Annotated in this window: 16 protein-coding genes and 1 pseudogene; 7 read left to right on the top strand and 10 right to left on the bottom strand. The window is 71.5% G+C overall.

What is annotated here, in order from left to right; genetic code table 11:
- Positions 1–3 precede the first annotated feature (3 nt).
- Entirely contained in the window at positions 4–738 is a 735-nt protein-coding gene (locus IG90_RS0106855; protein ID WP_030579077.1) for a Crp/Fnr family transcriptional regulator, read from the bottom strand.
- Between the two features lie 223 nt (positions 739–961).
- Between IG90_RS0106855 and IG90_RS0106860 the strand changes: the two genes are divergently transcribed.
- Positions 962–1684: a hypothetical protein gene (locus IG90_RS0106860; RefSeq protein ID WP_030579080.1), complete on the top strand. Its 723-nt coding sequence runs from the start codon at positions 962–964 to the stop codon at positions 1682–1684.
- A gap of 10 nt (positions 1685–1694) precedes the next feature.
- Positions 1695–2153 (top strand): hypothetical protein, encoded by a 459-nt coding sequence (locus tag IG90_RS0106865; protein ID WP_030579083.1) that lies wholly within the window; start codon positions 1695–1697, stop codon positions 2151–2153.
- A 28-nt stretch (positions 2154–2181) separates the two neighbouring features.
- Here the strand turns inward: IG90_RS0106865 and IG90_RS0106870 are convergent, their stop codons facing one another.
- From IG90_RS0106870 to IG90_RS0106890, 5 genes are all read right to left on the bottom strand, one after another.
- On the bottom strand, positions 2182–2784 hold the full coding sequence (locus IG90_RS0106870; RefSeq protein ID WP_030579086.1) for a TetR/AcrR family transcriptional regulator: 603 nt from the start codon (positions 2782–2784) through the stop codon (positions 2182–2184).
- Positions 2785–3020: 236 nt separating this feature from the next.
- Positions 3021–3914, bottom strand: coding sequence for an ABC transporter permease (locus tag IG90_RS0106875; RefSeq protein WP_030579089.1), 894 nt, complete (start codon positions 3912–3914; stop codon positions 3021–3023).
- A gap of 46 nt (positions 3915–3960) precedes the next feature.
- Positions 3961–4956, bottom strand: a complete 996-nt coding sequence (locus IG90_RS0106880) for an ABC transporter ATP-binding protein (RefSeq protein ID WP_030579092.1) — start codon at positions 4954–4956, stop codon at positions 3961–3963.
- A gap of 125 nt (positions 4957–5081) precedes the next feature.
- Positions 5082–6326 (bottom strand): LolA family protein, encoded by a 1245-nt coding sequence (locus tag IG90_RS0106885; RefSeq protein WP_030579096.1) that lies wholly within the window; start codon positions 6324–6326, stop codon positions 5082–5084.
- A gap of 227 nt (positions 6327–6553) precedes the next feature.
- Positions 6554–7564: a polyprenyl synthetase family protein gene (locus IG90_RS0106890; protein WP_030579099.1), complete on the bottom strand. Its 1011-nt coding sequence runs from the start codon at positions 7562–7564 to the stop codon at positions 6554–6556.
- A 157-nt stretch (positions 7565–7721) separates the two neighbouring features.
- Here IG90_RS0106890 and IG90_RS47275 point away from each other — a divergent pair.
- From IG90_RS47275 to IG90_RS0106915, 5 genes and pseudogenes are all read left to right on the top strand, one after another.
- Positions 7722–7895, top strand: a pseudogene (locus IG90_RS47275) (peptide MFS transporter); the annotation flags it as partial.
- 207 nt (positions 7896–8102) lie between these two features.
- Entirely contained in the window at positions 8103–10097 is a 1995-nt protein-coding gene (locus IG90_RS0106900) for a CocE/NonD family hydrolase (RefSeq protein ID WP_030579105.1), read from the top strand.
- A 159-nt stretch (positions 10098–10256) separates the two neighbouring features.
- The gene (fahA, locus tag IG90_RS0106905; protein WP_030579108.1) at positions 10257–11486 is read left to right on the top strand and encodes a fumarylacetoacetase; all 1230 of its coding nucleotides are present in this window, start codon (positions 10257–10259) and stop codon (positions 11484–11486) included.
- A complete protein-coding gene (locus IG90_RS0106910; RefSeq protein ID WP_030579112.1) occupies positions 11483–12178 on the top strand; it encodes a GOLPH3/VPS74 family protein in 696 nt (231 codons plus the stop codon). Before fahA ends, IG90_RS0106910 begins: the two co-directional genes overlap by 4 nt.
- Positions 12179–12304: 126 nt before the next feature.
- The gene (locus tag IG90_RS0106915; RefSeq protein WP_030579114.1) at positions 12305–12913 is read left to right on the top strand and encodes a Uma2 family endonuclease; all 609 of its coding nucleotides are present in this window, start codon (positions 12305–12307) and stop codon (positions 12911–12913) included.
- A 36-nt stretch (positions 12914–12949) separates the two neighbouring features.
- On the opposite strand, the gene recQ is transcribed toward IG90_RS0106915, so the two are convergent.
- From recQ to nuoL, 4 genes are all read right to left on the bottom strand, one after another.
- Complete coding sequence (gene recQ, locus IG90_RS0106920) at positions 12950–15010, bottom strand: DNA helicase RecQ (RefSeq protein ID WP_030579117.1); 2061 nt, start codon at positions 15008–15010, stop codon at positions 12950–12952.
- A gap of 155 nt (positions 15011–15165) precedes the next feature.
- On the bottom strand, positions 15166–16830 hold the full coding sequence (gene nuoN, locus IG90_RS0106925; RefSeq protein ID WP_078585227.1) for an NADH-quinone oxidoreductase subunit NuoN: 1665 nt from the start codon (positions 16828–16830) through the stop codon (positions 15166–15168).
- The gene (locus IG90_RS0106930; protein ID WP_030579122.1) at positions 16827–18398 is read right to left on the bottom strand and encodes an NADH-quinone oxidoreductase subunit M; all 1572 of its coding nucleotides are present in this window, start codon (positions 18396–18398) and stop codon (positions 16827–16829) included. Before IG90_RS0106930 ends, nuoN begins: the two co-directional genes overlap by 4 nt.
- 4 nt (positions 18399–18402) lie before the next feature.
- A complete protein-coding gene (nuoL, locus tag IG90_RS0106935; protein WP_030579124.1) occupies positions 18403–20298 on the bottom strand; it encodes an NADH-quinone oxidoreductase subunit L in 1896 nt (631 codons plus the stop codon).
- Positions 20299–20302 lie beyond the last annotated feature (4 nt).

Below are 20302 nucleotides of genomic sequence, written 5' to 3' on the forward strand. Positions count from 1 at the left end.
GGCTCAGAGCTGTTCGCGGAAGGCCAGGTCGCTCAGCCGGTCGAGATCCTCGACCCGTACGGTGCGGTAGCCGGTGGAGATCACTCCCGCCTGGCGCAACCGGCGCAGCACCTTCTGCACGGTGGGTTCCGCCGTACCGGACAGGGTCGCGAGCTCGGGCTGGGTGATCGGCCAGCGGATCACCGCCCCCGCACCGGACCGCTCGCCGTGGGTCATCACGATCTGGTGCAGCACCCGGGCGAGCCGGGTGGCGGCGTCGCAGCCGGTGAAGTCGACGCGATGGGTGTTGGCGGCCCGGAGCTTCGCGACCACGGCGGCGTTCACCGCGTGGGCGATACCGGGATCATCGCGGGTGCAGGCGAGAAAGTCCTCCCGGCTGACGGCCCGCGCGACCACGTCCCCGCAGGTCGTGACGGTCGCGGACCGGGGGCCTCCGTCCGCGGCGGCGAACTCGCCGACCAGGTCCCCGCCCATGCGGACGGCGAGGAGCGCGTCCCGGCCGTCGGGGGCCCGCCCGGTCGCCTTGACGACGCCGTGCAGGAGGACGAGGACGAACGCCGTCCGCTCCCCCTCGCGCATCAGCACGTGATCGGCTTCGTAGCGCCGGACCGCGCCCAGCGCGAGGAGGCGTCCCCGGGCCGGTGCGGCGAGTGAGCCCAGCACGCTCGATCGGGGCCAGGTCTCCTCGACTGCGGGTCTCCGGCCAGGCGTCCCCCGGCGCGGTGATGTGCCGTCCATGCGTCCTCGCCTCCTGGCCCCGGCCTTTCGGTCGCCGGCCTTTCGGTCGCCGTCGACGGCTGCTCACGCGCTGTCGAGCCGATCCAGTATTACGACGGGGTCCGCCGGGTTCAATCGGGGCACAGTGGAACCACGGGCAGGACACGGCGCGACAACACGACAGACACGACAACGACTCGGCACGACAGGGCACATCAGCACGGGGCACGGCCAGGAGGGCTGCATGGAAGAAGCGCGTGAATACCGGGCCTTGTTCGCGGTGGACATCGCGGGCTCGTCGGGACGCGGTGACGTGGCGCTCGATCAGATCCGGCAAACACTGTCGACCGCCCTGTGCGCGTCGTTCACACGGAGCGGCGTCGACTGGGAGGCGTGCCTGCGCCACGATCTCGGCGACGGCATGCGGGTCGTGGCCCCGGCCGGAACGCCCGAGACGAGCCTGATCCATCCGCTGGTCCATGAGCTGACGGAGCATCTGCGGGCGCACAACCTGCTGGCCGGGGCTCCCACGCAGATCCGTCTCCGGATGGCCCTGCACGCCGGGTCGGTGCAGGTCGACCGGGACGGCACGGTCACCGGCCGGCCGTTGGAGGTCCTCGCCCGGCTGCTGGACGCCGAGCCGGTCCGCGCCGCCCTGGCAGAGGCCCAGGAGGCGACGACCGCGCTCCTCGTGTCGGAGCACTTCCACGAGACGGCGGTGTGCGAGGGGCGGCCCGGCATCGATCCGGCCTCGTTCCGTCAGGTCGGGGTGCGGGAGAAGGAGTTCACCGGGTCCGCCTGGCTGCATGTGCCCGCGTACGGCGCGCCGCGGGCCACCGGGCCCGCGCCGGTCCGGACGGCCACCGACAGGCCGGCCGGTAACACGAAGATGATCAGCAAGGCCTCGGGGCACGGCGTCATCTACGCGCTGGGGAACGGCACGATCAACATCGACGGGAAGAAGTGAGGGAGCCCACGTGACCGACGAACTGACGTTGCTGGCCGAGGCCGGCGCCGCGGCCGTGGTGGCGGCGATGGCCACGGACCTGTGGCAGGGCGCCAGGGAAGCGGTCCTCGACCTCTTCCGCCGGGACGCCCCGGCCGGCACCGCTCAGGTCGCCGCGCAACTGGACGAGGCGGCGGCCCTGGTGCGGACGACGACGGCCCCCGACGACGTACGGCGGGCCCTGTCCGGAATCTGGGCCCGGGAACTGCGCGAGCTGCTGTGCCGGGAACCGGCCTGCCGTGCGCCGCTGGCGCGGCTGACGGCCGAGGTCGACGGAGCGCTCGGGTACGGCCGCGCCACCGTGGTCCTGGAGCAGAACAACACCGCCCGCGACTCGGCCACGGTCTTCGCCGTCCAGCGCGGGGACATCCGCACGACGCACCAGGCGAGCGACGCCACACGGCGGAACAACCGGCGGACGGGAAGGTGACGCACTGCGTGACTACGACGAACCGCGATCAGGGCGGGTCCTGGTACCCCGGCGCCCGCAGCGAGCGCAGCACGTGGTCCACGAGGGCGGCGATCGTCTCCTCGTCCTGGACGGGCTTGCGCAGCACATGGCGGTAGTAGACGGGGCCGTACAGCATCTCCACGGCCAGCGGGAGGTCCGCGCCGGGCGGGATCTGGCCCTTCTCCTGGGCGCTGCGCAGCCGGCCGATCGCCTCCTCGACGCGCGGGTCGACCAGCTGCTCCCGCAGCTGCTGGGCCAGGAGGTCGTCGTGGTGCAGCTCGGAGAGGATGCCCGCGTAGGCCGGGCCGAGCGGCGGGACCGAGAGCACCTTCACCGCGCCGGCGACATGGGCGCGCAGGTCGGCGCCGATGTCGCCGGTGTCCACGAACGGGGTGGCGTCGACCAGGGCGTCGGTGAACGCCTCCAGGAGAACCGCGCCCTTCGACGGCCACCAGCGGTAGATCGTCTTCTTGCTGACCCCGGCGCCGGCCGCGATGGCCTCTATCGTGACGTGCCCGTACCCCCGCTCGGTACAGAGGTCGAGGGCGGACCGCAGGATCGCGCGCCGTGACCGTTCGCTGCGGCGCACACTGCTCGACGATGTGATCATTCGGTGAGCATAGAGGGGTTCCAGCCAATCTCTTGTTGACATCTCGTCGCCAAAGACCGAACAATATCCAGGCAGAAACGGAACGTACCGTGTCGTGTCGTTCCCGTCTTCCGCACCGTTCGTGCCGTTCGTGCCGCGACGAGCCGATCGGGGGACGGCTCGCCCGGCCGACGGCGCGGACAATCTCCCGCCGATCCGATCCGGCCAGGAGCCACACGTTTTCGCTGGTCGTCCTCTCAGGCCGTGATGTCCTTGGCCGTGAAGCGGGCCCAGGCCGCCGAGCCGAACACCGCGACGTACAGCCCCTGCAGCTGGAAGTTCTTGGTCAGGTCGTCCCAGTGGACGGGTTCGCGCAGGACGTCCGCGAAGGACATCCAGTAGTGCGAGAACAGGTACGGGTGCACGGCGCCCAGCTGCGGAATGCTGTCCAGGATCTGCACCGTGATCAGCAGCCCGACCGTGGCCGCCATCGCCCCGATCCCGCTGCCGGTCAGCGTCGAGACGAACAGCCCGAGCGCGGCGAACCCGGTCAGGGAGACCGCGACGACCAGCGCCGTGAGTGCCGCCCGTACCAGCCCCTCGCCGAAGCCGATCCGGGTCCCGGAGATCGTGGTGACCTCCCCCACCGGGAACAGCAGCGCGCCCACCGCCAGCGCCGACGCCGCCACGACCAGGGTCGCGACCAGACAGAAGGCGAGGACGGAGGCGTACTTCACGAGCAGCAGCCGGGTCCGGCCCGCCGGGGCGACCAGCAGATAGCGCAGGGTGCCGCTGCTCGCCTCGCCCGCGACGGCGTCGCCCGCCACCACCCCGACGGCCATCGGCAGGAAGACCGGCAGCGTCGCGGCGAGGGCGGCGAAGACGAGGAAGAGGCCGTTGGCGGTGACCTGGGCGAGGAACGCCGGGCCCGCCGCGCCGTCCGGGCCGCCCGCCCCGCCACCGCCGCCGCCCGTCTCGATCCGGACCGCGATCCCGATGAGGACGGGTACGGCGGCGAGGACGCCGAGGAGGGCGAAGGTCCGGTGGCGGCGGAGCAGCGTGGTGATCTCGGAGCGCAGGAGTCCCAGCGTCCACAGCGGACTGCGGGGACGCTGCGGCGTGCGGGGGCCCACCGGATGCCGGGGACGCATCGGATATCGGGAACGCACCGGATTGCGCGAACGCGCCGGTTCGGCTTCAGCCTGCGACATCGAATCCCTCTCCCGTGAGTGCGACGAAGGCGTCCTCCAGCGAACCCCGCTCCGCGCCGAAGAACCGCACCCGCACCCCGCCTGCCACCAGCGCCGCGTTGAGGTCGGCGAGGTCCACGGCGGCGGGTGGGGCGTCGGCGGTCAGCCGGTCGCCTTCGGCGCTCAGGCCGGTGAGCCCGTGTTCCCGGAGGATGCGCGCGGCGTCCCCGGGGTCGGGGGTGGTGACGGCGAGCCGGCCCCGGGCGCTCGCGGCGAGATCGGCGACCGGGCCCTGGACGATCAGCCGGCCCCGGGCCATCACCGCGGCGTGCGTGCAGACCTGCTCGATCTCGTCCAGCAGGTGGGAGGAGAGGAACACCGTGGTGCCCTCGGCCGCCAGCTCCCGGACCAGGGAACGGATCTCGCGCATGCCCTGCGGGTCGAGGCCGTTGACCGGCTCGTCCAGGACCAGCAGCCGGCGCGGCCGGAGCAGGGCTGCGGCCAGGCCCAGGCGCTGTTTCATGCCGAGCGAGTACGCCTTGGCCTTCTTGCCGGAGGCGGCGGCGAGCCCGACCCGTTCCAGGGCTTCGCCGACGCGGGCCCGGCGGGTACGCGGGTCGGCGGTGGGGTCGGCCCGGTCGTACCGCAGGAGGTTGTCCCGGCCGTTCAGGAACCCGTACAGCGCGGGCCCCTCGATCAGCGCGCCGACCTCCGGCAGCACCGTACGGGCGGCCGCCGGCATCGGGTGGCCGAGCACCTCGGCGGTACCGGACGTCGGGTCGATGAGGCCCACCAGCATCCGGATCGTGGTGGTCTTCCCGGAGCCGTTCGGGCCGAGGAAGCCGAAGACGCTGCCGGCGGGCACGGTCAGGTCGAGGCCGTCCACGGCGAGCTGGCCGCCCCGGTAGCGCTTGGTCAGGCCACGGGTGCGGATGACCGGCGCGGTGTCCGCCACTCCCGCCGCGCCCGCCGTATCCGCGGCTACTGTGCCCGTCGTCGTCATCCCGGTCGCACCTCTCCCGTCCGCGCGGCTGCCAGGTCCCTGCGGCGTTGCCGCCCCGCCGCACAGTGTGCGACGGGGCGGGTGTCCGGCGCCGGACGCCCGGCACGGCGGGCGCCGGGCGTGTCCTACCTGGCGGCGTCGGCGGCGCGCACCAGCGCGTCCTTCGTCACCGCTCCGACGTACACCGAGCCGTCGTCCGTCAGCAGGGCATTGACCAGGCGCGTCTTGAAGACCGTGCCCGAGCCGAACTTCCCGGTGACCTTGTCGCCCAGCGCGTCGAGGAAGCCCTGCGCCTCGGCGGGGACGTCGCCCGAGCCGGCCGCGGGGAGGCCCTTGCCGCCGGGGGTCCTGATCTCGGCGATCGAGGTCCAGCCCTTGCCGATGACGTTGACGCCCTCGAAGCCGTCCAGCTCGGCCAGCTGCCCGGGGAGCGCCTTCTGCGCCGCACCGTGCTCGTCCCTGCCGGTCTCCAGCTCGTCGGCCTCGGTCACCTTGGCGCCCTTGGGCGGGCTGAAGGCGAACGTGGACGCGGCGGGCTCGGAGAAGTCGACCTTGGTGAACCCGGCGTCGACCACGGCCTTGCCGCCGCTCGCCGCGGACAGGGTGAACTTCAGCGGTACGCCGTTCTCGGCGTCCACGGCGATGCGGACCGAGCCGATCGTCGAACCGGACTGCTTCGGCTTGATCAGCAGCTGGTACGCGTCCCGCCCGGCGACCTGCGCCGTGCCGTCCACGGTGACCGAGGTGGTGTCCCCGGCCGCCGCGAGCGCCTGCTCGGCGAAGTCCTTCGGGGTCGCCGGAGCGCCCTTGGGCGGCTTCGGAGCCTTCTTGGCATCGCCGCCCTCCCGGCCCTTGGGAGCCTCGGCGTGGTAGACCTCGCCGGACTTGCTGTCGTACGCCCAGACCTCGCCCTGGTTGTGGATGAGGCTGTACTCGGACGCGTCCCCGAGGATGGAGAGCTTCTGCCGCTCCGGGCCGTCGGCGGCCACCCGCAGCGTGTGCGTACCGGACGTCAGCTCCATGAGCTTGTCCTGCGGGGCCGCCGCGCCGCCGTCCTTGTCGCCCGTGCCCGCGCCGCCCGGTACGAGCGAACCCGCGAGGCCGTCGAGGGGCAGGCCCAGGTCGGTGCTGATCTTGAACGTGCCGGAGAGCTGCTCCTCGTCGGAAGCGGCGATCTTCTCGATGAGCTCCTGTGCGCTGATCTTCGGCAGGTCCGGGTCGCCGGAGTTCGCGAGCGCCGGGACCAGTCCGATGGTCGCGGCCGCCACCCCCGCGACCGCGACGGGGACGATGTAGCGCGCCGCCTTGCGGCGGCCCGCTCCCGTGCCCGTGGCCTCGCCGGCGGTCTCTGCGCTGTCGTTCGGGTCCATGGTGTGCCCTACCTCCGTGGTCGGCGGCTTCCGTTGGTATCCATCTGACCAAAACGGACGGCCCGAGGCGTCAGCCCGGGGGATCAACTCCGCCTACTGCTCCGGTATGACAACCGGAAGGGGCACCTACGTCATCCAGTAGGGGTAGACCACCACCGGGTGACGCCGCGTCAACGCGCGCCGATGCGGCCTCGGCCCACGCCGTGCACCACGGCATCGGCACGTCCTCAGCCCGCGCGGTGCACCACGGCGTCGCACAGCTCCTCCAGCGCGGACTTCGCGTACCCCTCGGGCAGCGGCGCGAGCGTGGCGCGCGCCTCCTGGGCGTACCGCACGGTGTCCTGGCGGGCCCGCTCCAGCGCCGGGTGGGCGCGCAGCCGGCGCAGCACCTCGGCCAGGGCCTCGTCGCCGCTGAGGTCGCCGTCGAGCAGCTCGACGAGCTCCAGGTCGTCGGGCTTGCCGTCCTGCGCCGCCTGGGCGCGCAGCCGCAGGACCGGGAGCGTCGGGATGCCCTCGCGCAGGTCGGTGCCGGGGGTCTTGCCGGACTCGTGGGAGTCGGACGCGATGTCGAGGACGTCGTCGGCGAGCTGGAAGGCGATGCCGAGCCGCTCCCCGTACTGGGTGAGGACGTCGACGGTCCGCTCGTCGGCCCCGGCCATCATCGCGCCGAACCGGCCGGACACGGCGACCAGCGAGCCGGTCTTGCCGCTGAGCACGTCGAGGTAGTGGTCGACCGGGTCGCGGCCCTCGCGCGGGCCAGCGGTCTCCAGGATCTGGCCGGTGACGAGCCGCTCGAAGGCCTCCGCCTGGATGCGGACGGCCTCGGGGCCGAGGTCGGCCAGGATGTGGGAGGCGCGGGCGAAGAGGAAGTCGCCGGTGAGGACGGCGACGGAGTTGCCCCAGCGGGTGTTGGCGCTGGGCACCCCGCGCCGCACGTCGGCCTCGTCCATCACGTCGTCGTGGTACAGCGTGGCCAGGTGGGTCAGCTCGACGACGACGGCCGAGGGGACGACTCCCGGCGCGTCAGGATCACCGAACTGTGACGCGAGCATGACCAGCAGCGGGCGGAAACGCTTGCCCCCTGCACGCACCAGGTGCTGGGCGGCGTCCGTGATGAAGGGCACGTCGCTCTTGGTGGCTTCGAGCAGCCCCGCCTCGACAGCGGCCAGGCCCGCCTGGACACCGGCCTCAAGAGCCTGGTCCCGCACGTGCAGTCCGAACGGCCCGACGACGGTCACGAGGGCATCTCCTGTCTGCTGACGATCACACGCAATGTCGATGTGTCGCTGTCTCGAATCAACTTCAGCGTATCCGGTCCTCCATGGATCACCGTGGGCGGCTTCCCATCGCCGCCGGTATGTTCGGGATCAGCTCATACGATCAGGAGTATCCGTTTTGTCCCACAGCACCGCCGGCACCGAGCCGGCCCAGCTGCCGCCCGAGGGCGATCACGCCTTCTCCGGGCAGCCACGGGGCCTGATGACCCCGTCCGGCCTGGAGGTCCGGGAGCGGTTCCCGCTCCAGGGCACGCAGGCCGTCCTGGTGCTGTCCTTCGCCGACACGGCGGCTCTCGCTCGCCCCGGCCAACGGCATCCGGGCCCGGATCGTGAAGCTGTACGGCGAGGTCTCCGATCCCGCCTGCTTCGGCGTCGACGGCGCCATCGCGGTGGCGGCGGCGCGGCGATGATCATCGCGACCCCCTGGCTGCGGCGCACGATGCGTCCCGTCCACCGAGCACGCCCCTTCGCACCCCGTCGTCGTACATCGAGGTGACCCATGAACATCACGACCGAGTTCCCGTACGAGACCACCCGCGAGGACGTGTACATCCCGCTGCCCGACGGCACCCGGCTCTACGCCCGGGTCTGGCGCCCGCTGACCGACGAGCCGGTCCCGGCCCTGCTGGAGTACCTGCCCTACCGGCTCGGCGACCGGACCGCGCCCCGCGACTGGCAGCGCCACCCCTGGTACGCGGGCCACGGCTACGCCTCCCTGCGGGTCGACGTCCGGGGCCACGGCAACAGCGAGGGGCTGCCGGGCGACGAGTACGACGCGCAGGAACTGGACGACGGGGTCGCCGTCATCCACTGGCTGGCCCAGCAGGAGTGGTGCTCCGGCCGGGTGGGGATGTTCGGCATCTCCTGGGGCGGCTCCAATTCGCTCCAGATCGCCGCACTCGCCCCCGAGCCGCTGAAGGCGATCGTCACCGTCTGCTCGGCCGACGACCGCTACGACAACGACGCCCACTACATGGGCGGCTCGGTCCTCGCGGTGGACATGCACGCCCGGGCCGCCACCATGCTCGCCCTCGTCTGCCGGCCGCCGGACCCGGCGCAGGCCGGCGACGAGTGGAGGGAGATGTGGCTGCGGCGGCTGGAGGCCGTCGACCCCCTCATCCACACCTGGCTGGCCCACCAGAGCCGCGACGACTACTGGAAGCACGGCAGCGTCCGCGAGGACTACGGCGCGATCAAGGCGAACGTCCTCGCGGTCGGCGGCTGGCACGACCCGTACCGCGACACCGTCCTGCGGCTGGTCGAGCACCTGGATCCGGACAAGGTGCGCGGACTGATCGGCCCCTGGTCGCACCAGTACCCGGACCGCGGGCTGCCGCCGGGACCGCCGATCGGCTTCCTCCAGGAGACGCTGCGCTGGTGGGACCAGCACCTCAAGGGCAAGGAGACGGGCGTGATGCGGGAGCCGCTGCTGCGGTCCTGGATCAGCGGCTCGCACCCGCCCGCCACGGTGTACGAGACGCTGCCCGGCCGCTGGGTCGGGGACGCGAGCTGGCCCTCGGAGAACGTCTCGCCGGTGACGTACGCCCTCCAGGGCGGCGAGCGGATCGTCGCGTCGCCGCAGCAGACCGGGCTGGACGCGGGCCGCTTCCTCCCGTTCGGCAACGACGCGGACCTGCCGCCGGACCAGCGGGACGAGGACGCGAAGTCGGTGTCGTTCGAATTCCCCGTCGCGGACGCGCCGATCGAGATCCTCGGCCGGCCGCGGGTGAAGCTCCGCATCCGGATGGACGTGCCGCGCGGCCAGGCCATCGCCCGCCTCTGCGACGTGGCACCGGACGGCTCCTCCACGCTCGTCACGCGGGGCGTCCTCAACCTCGCCGCCCGGCACGGCCGCGACCGCACCGACGACTGGACGCCCGGCGAGACCGAGGACGTCGTCCTCGACCTCAACGGCATCGGGCACACCTTCCCGCCCGGCCACCGCATCCGGCTCGCCGTCTCCTCCTCGTACTGGCCCTGGATCTGGCCGCAGGCCGGCTCGGCGGGCTTCACCCTCGACGCCGACGGCAGCTTCGTCGAACTCCCGGTGCGCCGCCACACCGAGGACCCGGCGATCACCTTCGGCGAACCGGAACAGTCCGAACCGCTCGGCGTGGTCCACCCGGTCACCCTGGAGGAGCCGCGCCCCGAACGCCTCGTCGTCCGCGATGTCGCCAAGGGCGAATGGCGCCTGGAGGTCGACCCCCGCCACGGCGGTACGCGGGTCTACCCCGACGGCCTCGAATTCACCGAGGACGCATCGGAGACGTACACGATCCAGCAGGACGACCCGCTCTCCGCGCGGACCCGCTCCGACTGGCGGATCCGGCTGCACCGCCCGGAGACGGCCTGGGACGTGCAGATCGAGACCCGCTCCGAGATCGCCGCCGACGACCAGGACTTCATCACTTCCGACGAGGTCGTCTGCAAGGACGGCGAAGAGGTCGTCTTCCACCGCACCTGGGAGAAGCGCATCCCGCGCACGGCGGGCTGAGCGGCCCGCGCGTCCCCTGTTCGGGTCCCCGGATTTCCGGGGACCCAATTGAACTTTCCGGGCAATGCACACAGTTGAGGACAGTCGGGGCACTGCCGCTGGGCAGGGGCACCGACGTAACGTGTCCTCCACGCGACCTGGAAAGCGAGGCAGCACCACATGCCCGAGCAGAGCAGCCCGCTCGATCTGGCCGAGGGCGACCCCTTCGGCCCGCACAACCTTCCGTACGGTGTGTTCTCCACCCCCGACCACCCCGACGACCGCCGGGTCGGCGTCCGCATCGGCAACCACGTCCTGGACGCCGGGGCCGCCGCCCACGCACTGGGCTCCCCCTACGCGGGGCTGCTCGCGCAGCCGAGCCTGACGCCGCTGCTCGCGGCGGGCCGCACCGCCTGGCGGGACGTGCGCCGTGCGCTCACCGCCTGGCTGACGGTCCCCGCCCACCGCGCGGACATCGAGCCGCTGCTGCACCCGGTGGACGCGGTGACCCTGCACCTGCCGTACGAGGTCGCGGACTACGTCGACTTCTACGCCAGCGAGCACCACGCCACCAACGTCGGGCAGATCTTCCGGCCGGACGGCGACGCGCTCACCCCCAACTGGAAGCACCTGCCGATCGGTTACCACGGCCGCTCCGGCACCGTCGTGGTCTCCGGCACCGATGTGGTGCGCCCCAACGGCCAGCGCAAGGCCCCCACCGACCCGGCCCCCGTCTTCGGGCCCTCGGTGAAGCTGGACATCGAGGCCGAGGTCGGCTTCGTCGTCGGCGTCCCCTCCGCGCACGGCACCCCGGTGCCGCTGGCCGACTTCCGCGAGCACGTCTTCGGGCTCTCGCTCCTCAACGACTGGTCCGCGCGCGACCTCCAGGCCTGGGAGTACGTGCCGCTCGGCCCGTTCCTCGGCAAGTCCTTCGCCACCTCCGTATCGGCGTGGGTCACCCCGCTGGAGGCCCTGGACGCCGCCCGCACCGCGCCGCCGGCGCGCGACGTCCCGCTCCTGCCCTACCTCGACGACGCGGAGGACGAGGAGCCGGGCGGCTTCGACATCCGGATCACCGTCGAGATCAACGGCCAGGTCGTCGCCGAGCCGCCGTTCGCCTCGATGTACTGGACGGCCGCCCAGCAGCTCGCCCACATGACGGTGAACGGCGCGTCGCTGCGCACCGGCGACCTGTACGGCTCCGGCACGGTCAGCGGCCCCGAGCCCGCCCAGCGCGGCTCGCTCCTGGAGCTCACCTGGAACGGCCGCGACGCGCTCGAACTCCCCGATGGCAAACGGACGTTCCTGGAGGACGGCGACACGGTCACCCTGACCGCCTGGGCCCCCGGACCGCACGGCACCCGCGTGGGCCTCGGCGACGTGACCGGAAGGATCGTCACCGCGCCATGACGCACGACGCCCCCGCGCTGACGCTGCCCGAGGAACTGATCCTTCTCGCCCTGGACCCGGATCGGGGCAGGCCGGCCTGCAAGGCCCGCGATCTGGCGTACGGGACTGCTGGAGCGGTCCTCGCGGAGCTGGAGATCCAGGGGCGGATACGGGAGGAGCGCGGCCGGATCCAGGTGGTGAACCCGCTGGACCCGGCCGACCCGCTCCTCGCCGTCCTCCTCCGGACCCTGGACCCGCCGGCCAAGGGCCGCCGCTCGGGGATCCGCGCCCGGCGCTGGGTGGGTGAACACGACCGGTACGTACAGGAGAAGTACCTGGACGCCCTGGTCGAGCGCTCCGTCCTGTCCCGGGAGACCCGCCGCTTCCTCGGCGTGTTCCCGTACCACCGCCACTTCCCGGGCGTGCCGGACCTCGCGCGGGGTGTCCTCGACCGGTTCGCGGCGGCCGAGGCGGCGGGGTACCCCGACCACCGCGACCGGGTGCTGGCCGCCCTGGTATCGGCGATCGGCCTCGCCGGTGAGCTGACCCGCCTCGGCCGCACCGGCCGGACGGTCATGAAGGTCATGCGCCGATCCGAGTGGACCGCCGAGGCCGTCCGCCACAACGTGAAGCAGCACGAGTCCGGCGACGGCTGGAGCGGCGACAGCGGGGGCGGCGACGGGGGCGGCTGCGGAGGGGGTGGCGGGGACTAGTCGGTGCCGGAACGCTGCGGTGCAGGTCAGCGGCGCGAGAGGCGTTCACACGTTCGGGTCATCCGGATCCGGTTCCCGGCCGATACGCTGGTCGGGCCCGCGAGACTCCTCCCCATGGGAGCAATGATGAGCATCGAACCCGAGGCCTCCGAGCCGCGGTGGGCGGTCCCGCCCGAGGGCGGCTGGACCGCCGATGACCTGGACACACTCCCGAATCTGCCTCCGCACACGGAGCTGATCGACGGGAGCCTCGTTTTCGTGAGTCCGCAGACCCTGTTCCATTCACGAGCGGTCGACTTCTTCAACTGGCAGCTGCAGTCCCTGGCTCCGCCCGAGCTGGAGGTCGTGCGCGAGTTCACCATCGACATCGACCGCTACAACCGGCCCGAGCCCGACGTGATCGTCATCGACGGTGACATCATCCAGGACCCGAACCAGACCCGGTTCCCCGCCGAGTCGGTGCGCCTGGCCATCGAGGTAGTATCCCCGGAATCCCGGTCCCGCGACCGGGAGACCAAGCCCGTGAAGTACGCCCGCGCCACGATCCCCCACTACTGGCGGGTGGAGAACCACGACGGGCGTGCCGTGGTGTACGTCTTCGAGCGGGAGCCGGCCACCGGTGCGTACACCTCGACGGGGATCTTCCACGACCGTATGAAGGTGTCGGTGCCGTTCCCCGTCGACCTGGACCTCACGGCGATCACGCCCCGCCGCCGGGCGGCGGACCTGGGATAGGTCCGCCACCTCTGCCCTCACCGCCCGGTACGCGACTCACTCGTACTCGGGCGGTTCCTCGTCCCAGGCGAACTCCGGGTCGCTGTGCTGTTGCGGGGCCGGGGCGACCGGGGCCTTGGTGCGCGCCGGGGCGGTGGGCGCGGCCGCCGGACGTGATGCGGGCGCCGCCGCAGGAGCGGCGGAGGCAGCGGGGGCTGGGAGTGCCGGTGTCGCGCCCACCGGGGTCTGGGCCAGGACCTCCAGGACGCCCTCCCCGTACGTCGCAAGCTTCTTCTCGCCCAGGCCGCTCACACCGCCCAGCTCCGCGAGCGAGGCCGGGTGCAGCGTCGCGATCTCCCTCAGCGTCGCGTCGTGGAAGATGACGTACGCCGGGACGCCCTGCTCCTTCGCCGTCGCCCCGCGCCAGGCGCGCAGCGCCTCGAAGACCGGGACGGCGGACTCGGGGAGGTCCGCGGCGGCCGCCTTGCCCTTGGCGCCCTTGGCTCCGCCTGCGGAGGACGACGAGCGGGACGTGGGCTTCTTGGGCTCCTTGCGGAGCAGTACGTCCCGCTCCCGGCCCAGGACCGTCGCGCTCTCCTCTGTGAGGACCAGCGTGCCGTACTCCCCCTCGACCGCGAGCAGGCCCTGGGCCAGCAGCTGGCGCACCACACCGCGCCACTCCGCCTCGGCCAGCTCCTCGCCGATGCCGAAAACGGAGAGCTGGTCGTGGTCGAACTGGATGACCTTGGCGGTCTTGCGGCCGAGCAGGATGTCGATGATCTGGCCCGCGCCGAACTTCTGGTTCCGCTCGCGCTTCAGCCGCACCACCGTGGAGAGCAGCTTCTGGGAGACGACCGTGCCGTCCCAGGTCTCCGGCGGGGCCAGGCAGGTGTCGCAGTTGCCGCAGGCGGGGGCCGTGGGCTCCTGGCCGAAGTAGGTCAGCAGCTGGGCCCGGCGGCACTGGACCGTCTCGCACAGGGCCAGCATCGAGTCCAGATGGGACGCGGCCCGGCGGCGGAACGCCTCGTCGCCCTCGCCCCCCTGGATGAGCTTGCGCTGCTGGACGACGTCCTGGAGGCCGTACGCCATCCAGGCCGTCGACGGCTCCCCGTCACGGCCCGCGCGGCCCGTCTCCTGGTAATACCCCTCGACGGACTTGGGAAGGTCGACGTGGGCGACGAAGCGGACGTCCGGCTTGTCGATGCCCATGCCGAACGCGATCGTCGCGACGACGACGAGCCCCTCCTCGCGGAGGAACCGCGCCTGGTGGGTGGCGCGCGTCCCGGCGTCCAGGCCCGCGTGGTACGGAACGGCCTCGACGCCGTTGCGGCGGAGGTACTCGGCGATCTTCTCGGTGGAGTTGCGCGAGAGGCAGTAGACGATGCCCGCGTCCCCGGGGTGCTCCTCCTTGAGGAAGGAGAGCAGCTGCTTCTTGGGATCGGACTTCGGCACGATCCGGTACTGGATGTTCGGCCGGTCGAAGCTCGCGACGAAGTGCTTCGCGTCCGGCATGCCGAGGCGGCGGGTGATCTCCTCGTGCGTGGCGTGGGTCGCGGTCGCCGTCAGGGCGATGCGCGGAACGTCCGGCCAGCGCTCGCCGAGCACCGACAGGGCCAGGTAGTCGGGGCGGAAGTCGTGGCCCCACTGGGCGACGCAGTGCGCCTCGTCGATCGCGAAGACGGAGATCTCGCCCCGGGCCAGCAGGGAGAGGGTGGAGTCCAGGCGCAGCCGCTCGGGCGCCAGGTAGAGCACGTCCAGCTCGCCCGCGAGGAACTGCGCCTCCATCGAGCGCCGCTCGTCGAAGTCCTGCGTGGAGTTCATGAAGCCGGCCCGGACGCCGAGCGCCCGCAGGGCGTCGACCTGGTCCTGCATGAGGGCGATCAGCGGCGAGACGACGACGCCGGTGCCCCGCCGGACCAGGGACGGGATCTGGTAGCAGAGGGACTTCCCGCCGCCGGTGGGCATGAGCACGACCGCGTCGCCGCCCGCCACCACATGCTCGATGACCGCGCCCTGCTCGCCGCGGAACGACTCGTACCCGAAGACGCGGTGCAGCGTCCGCCGCGCCTCGCTCTCGCTGCCCGCGTCGGTGTCGGTCACCGTCCCGGTCACATCCATGGTCACACCCAATGCTCTGTCCCCCGAGGTCCGCGCGTCCCGGCCCTGTCCGTCCTGCTCCCGTCCCCGTCCACGATAGGCGGAGGCAACGACAACGCCGGACGGTCCTGTGGACAACGGACCGTCCGGCGCTGCTGTGGCTCATACTGCGCGGGCTACCGCACGAAGACTCCCGCCTGGCTCGCCAGGTCCAGGAAGTACTGCGGGGCCAGGCCCAGCACCAGGGTGACGGCGACGCCGACCGCGATCGTCGTCATGGTCAGCGGGGACGGGACGGCGACCGTGGGGCCGTCCGTCTTCGGCTCGCTGAAGAACATCAGGACGATCACGCGGATGTAGAAGAACGCCGCGACGGCCGAGGAGAGCACACCGACGACGACCAGTCCGCCCGCGCCACCCTCGGCGGCCGCCTTGAACACCGCGAACTTCCCGGAGAACCCGGAGGTCAGCGGGATGCCGGCGAAGGCCAGGAGGAACACCGCGAAGACCGCCGCGACCAGCGGCGAGCGGCGGCCGAGTCCGGCCCACTTCGACAGGTGGGTGGCCTCGCCGCCCGCGTCGCGCACCAGCGTGACGACGGCGAACGCGCCGACCGTCACGAAGGAGTAGGCCAGCAGGTAGAAGAGGACCGAGGAGATGCCCTCCGGACTGGCCGCGATGACGCCCGCGAGGATGAAGCCCGCGTGCGCGATCGAGGAGTAGGCCAGCAGCCGCTTGATGTCGGTCTGGGTGATCGCGACGATCGCCCCGCCCAGCATCGTGATGATGGCCACCGCCCACATGACCGGCCGCAGGTCCCAGGTGAGGCCCGGCAGCGCCACGTACAGCAGGCGCAGCATCGCGCCGAACGCGGCGACCTTCGTGGCGGCGGCCATGAAGCCGGTCACCGGGGTCGGGGCGCCCTGGTAGACGTCCGGGGTCCACATGTGGAACGGGATCGCGCCGACCTTGAAGAGCAGGCCGACCAGGACCATCGCGCCACCGATGAGCAGCAGCGCGTCGTTGCCCATGGTGTCGGCGAGGGCCGGGTCGATCTCCAGGACCGAGCCGTCGACGACGTTGGCGATGTCGGCGTACGCGAGGGAGCCCGCGTAGCCGTAGAGGAGGGCGATCCCGAAGAGGAAGAACGCCGAGGAGAACGCGCCGAGCAGGAAGTACTTCACGGCGGCTTCCTGCGACAGCAGCCGCTTGCGGCGGGCCACGGCGCACAGGAGGTAGAGCGGGAGGGAGAAGACCTCCAGCGCGATGAAGAGGGTCAGCAGGTCGTTGGCGGCCGGGAAGACCAGCAGCCCCGCCACCGAGAAGAGGAGGAGCGGGAAGACCTCGGTGGTGGCGAAGCCGGCCCGGACGGCGGCCTTCTCGCCCTCACCGCCCGGTACGGCTCCGGCCTGGGCGGCGAAGGAGTCGACCCGGTTGCCGTGGGCGGTGGGGTCCAGCCGGCGTTCGGCGAAGGTGAACACCGCCACCATGGCGACCAGGAGAACGGTGCCCTGGAGGAACAGGGTGGGGCCGTCGATCGCGATGGCGCCCATGGCCGCGATCTGGGCCTTGGTGGTGCCGTACCCGCCGGCCGCGAGGCCGACGATCGCGGCGAACGCGGCGGCGACCGCCACCACGGTCAGGAAGAGCTGGGCGTGGTAGCGGGCCCGGCGCGGCACGAAGGCCTCCACCAGGATGCCCAGGACGGCGGCGCCCACGATGATCAGGACCGGCATCAGCTGGGTGTACTCGATCTTCGGCGCCGTGAACGAGGTGCCCGGTGCCGCCGATGTCACCCCGCTCGCCGTCGTCCACAGACTGTGGACAGCTGTTGCGCTCACTTGGCGGCCTCCACCTCGGGCTGGGGGTCCTTCTTCTGTACGTCGGACATGGTGTGCTCCACCGCCGGGTTGACGACCTCGGTGAGCGGCTTCGGGAAGACGCCCAGGAAGATCAGCACGGCGATCAGCGGAAGCGCGACCGCCAGCTCCCTGGCCTTGAGGTCCGGCATGGACCGGACCGATTCCTTCACCGGACCGGTCATCGTGCGCTGGTAGAGGACCAGGACGTAGAGCGCGGCGAGCACGATGCCGGAGGTGGCGATGATGCCGGCCACCGGATACGCGCTGAACGTGCCGACCAGGACCAGGAACTCACTGACGAACGGGGCGAGTCCGGGCAGCGACAGGGTGGCGAGCCCGCCGATGAGGAACGTCCCGGCCAGCACGGGGGCGACCTTCTGCACCCCGCCGTAGTCCGCGATGAGCCGGGAGCCGCGCCGGGTGATGAGGAATCCGGCGACCAGCAGCAGCGCGGCCGTCGAGATCCCGTGGTTGACCATGTAGAGCGTGGCGCCCGACTGGCCCTGGCTCGTCATCGCGAAGATGCCCAGGATGATGAAGCCGAAGTGCGAGATCGAGGCGTAGGCGATGAGCCGCTTGATGTCGCGCTGGCCGACCGCGAGCAGCGCCCCGTACACGATGGAGACCAGCGCCAGGGTGATCACCACCGGCGTCGCCCACTTGCTGGCCTCCGGGAAGAGCCCGAGGCAGAAGCGGAGCATCGCGAAGGTGCCGACCTTGTCGACGATCGCGGTGATCAGCACGGCGACCGGGGCGGTCGCCTCGCCCATCGCGTTGGGCAGCCAGGTGTGCAGCGGCCACAACGGGGCCTTGATCGCGAAGGCGAGGAAGAACCCGAGGAAGAGCCACCGCTCGGTGCTGGTCGCCATCTCCAGGGAGCCGTTGGCGCGGGCCTCGGCGATCTCGGAGAGCGAGAAGCTGCCCGCGACCACGTACAGCCCGATGACGGCGGCCAGCATGATCAGGCCGCCGGCCAGGTTGTAGAGGAGGAACTTGACCGCCGCGTAGGACCGCTGGGTCGCGGCGCTCTCGTCGGTGCCCGCGTGGGCCCGGTCGCCGAAGCCGCCGATGAGGAAGTACATCGGGATGAGCATGGCTTCGAACAGGATGTAGAAGAGGAAGACGTCCGTGGCGACGAACGACAGGATCACCATGGCCTCGACCATGAGGATCAGGGCGAAGAAGCCCTGTGTCGGGCGCCAGCGCGAGGACTTCGTCTCCAGGGGGTCCGCGTCGTGCCAGCCCGCGACGATGACGAACGGGATCAGCAGTGCGGTGAGGCCGAGGAGCGCCACCCCGATGCCGTCCACGCCCAGTTCGTAGCGGACGCCGAAGTCGGCGATCCAGGACCGGGACTCGGTGAGCTGGTAGCGGTCGCCGCCCGGTTCGAAGCGGAGGAAGACGACGGCCGCAAGGACGAGCGTGCCGAGCGAGAAGAGCAGCGCGAGCCATTTGGCCGCGGTGCGCCGCGCGGCGGGGACGGCGGCGGTGGCGATGGCGCCGATCGCCGGGAGCGCCGCCGTCGCGGTCAGGAGGGGAAAGGACATGTGATCAGACCGCCCTCATCAGCAGGGTCGCGGCGATGACGACCGCCGTACCGCCGAACATCGAGACCGCGTAGGTGCGGGCGTAGCCGTTCTGCAGCTTGCGCAGGCGGCCGGAGAGCCCGCCGACCGAGGCGGCCGTGCCGTTGACGACTCCGTCGACCAGGGAGTGGTCCACGTAGACCAGCGAGCGGGTGAGGTGCTCGCCGCCGCGGACCAGGACCACGTGGTTGAAGTCGTCCTGGAGGAGATCGCGGCGGGCGGCCCGGGTGAGGACCGAGCCGCGCGGGGCGAGGACCGGGACCGGCTTGCGGCCGTACATCGCCCAGGCGATCCCGACACCGATGACCAGGGCCACCACGGTGGCTCCGGTGACCGTGGCCGCGCTCAGCGGGGCGTGCCCGTGGTCGTAACCGGTCACGGGCTCCAGCCAGTTGATGAACCGGTCGCCGATCGCGAAGAACCCGCCGGCGAACACCGAGCCGAAGGCCAGCACGATCATCGGGATCGTCATCGACTTCGGGGACTCGTGCGGGTGCGGCTCGTGGCCCTCGGCGTCGGGCTGCCAGCGCTTCTCGCCGAAGAACGTCATCAGCATCACGCGGGTCATGTAGAACGCGGTGATCGCGGCGCCCAGCAGGGCCACGGAGCCGAGGATCCAGCCCTCGGTGCCGCCCTTGGCGAAGGCCGCCTCGATGATCTTGTCCTTGGAGAAGAAGCCGGACAGGCCGGGGAAGCCGATGATGGCCAGATAGCCGAGGCCGAAGGTGACGAAGGTGACCGGCATGTACTTCCGCAGGCCGCCGTACTTCCGCATGTCGACCTCGTCGTTCATGCCGTGCATGACCGAGCCCGCACCGAGGAACAGCCCGGCCTTGAAGAAGCCGTGCGTCACCAGGTGCATGATCGCGAAGATGTAGCCGATGGGGCCGAGGCCCGCGGCGAGGATCATGTAGCCGATCTGCGACATCGTGGACCCGGCGAGGGCCTTCTTGATGTCGTCCTTCGCACAACCGACGACCGCACCGAAGATCAGCGTGACCGCGCCGACGATGACGACGACCAGCTGGGCGTCCGGGGCGGCGTTGAAGATCGCGCCGGAGCGGACGATGAGATAGACACCGGCGGTGACCATGGTCGCGGCGTGGATGAGGGCGGAGACCGGGGTCGGGCCCTCCATCGCGTCGCCGAGCCAGGACTGCAGCGGCACCTGGGCCGACTTGCCGCAGGCGGCCAGCAGCAGCATCAGCCCGATGGCGGTCAGCTTGCCCTGGCTCGTCTCGCCCGCCGACTCCAGCACCGGCCCGAAGGCGAAGGTGCCGAAGGTGGTGAACATCAGCATGATGGCGATCGACAGGCCCATGTCGCCGACCCGGTTGACCAGGAAGGCCTTCTTCGCGGCGGTGGCCGCGGTGGGCTTGTGCTGCCAGAAGCCGATGAGCAGGAACGACGCCAGCCCGACGCCCTCCCACCCGACGTACAGCAGCAGGTAGTTGTCGGCGATGACCAGGATGAGCATCGCCGCGAGGAACAGGTTGAGATAGCCGAAGAAGCGGCGCCTGCGCTCGTCGTGCTCCATGTAACCGATGGAGTAGATGTGGATCAGCGTGCCCACACCGGTGATGAGCAGGACGAACGTCATCGACAGCTGGTCGAGCTGGAAGGCGATGTCGGCCTGGAAGCCCTCCACCGGAATCCAGCTGAACAGGTGCTGGTGCAGGGCCCGGTCCTCGGCGCCCTTCCCCAGCATGTCGGTGAACAGAATGAGACCGACGACGAACGAGGCGCCGGCGAGCACGGTGCCGAGCCAGTGGCCGGTCCGGTCCAGCCGGCGTCCGCCGCAGAGCAGCACCGCCGCTCCGAGCAGGGGCGCCGCGACGAGCAGCGCAATCAGGTTCTCCACGTTT

Source organism: Streptomyces anulatus, from assembly GCF_000721175.1.
Classification (GTDB): Bacteria; Actinomycetota; Actinomycetes; order Streptomycetales; family Streptomycetaceae; genus Streptomyces; species Streptomyces anulatus_C.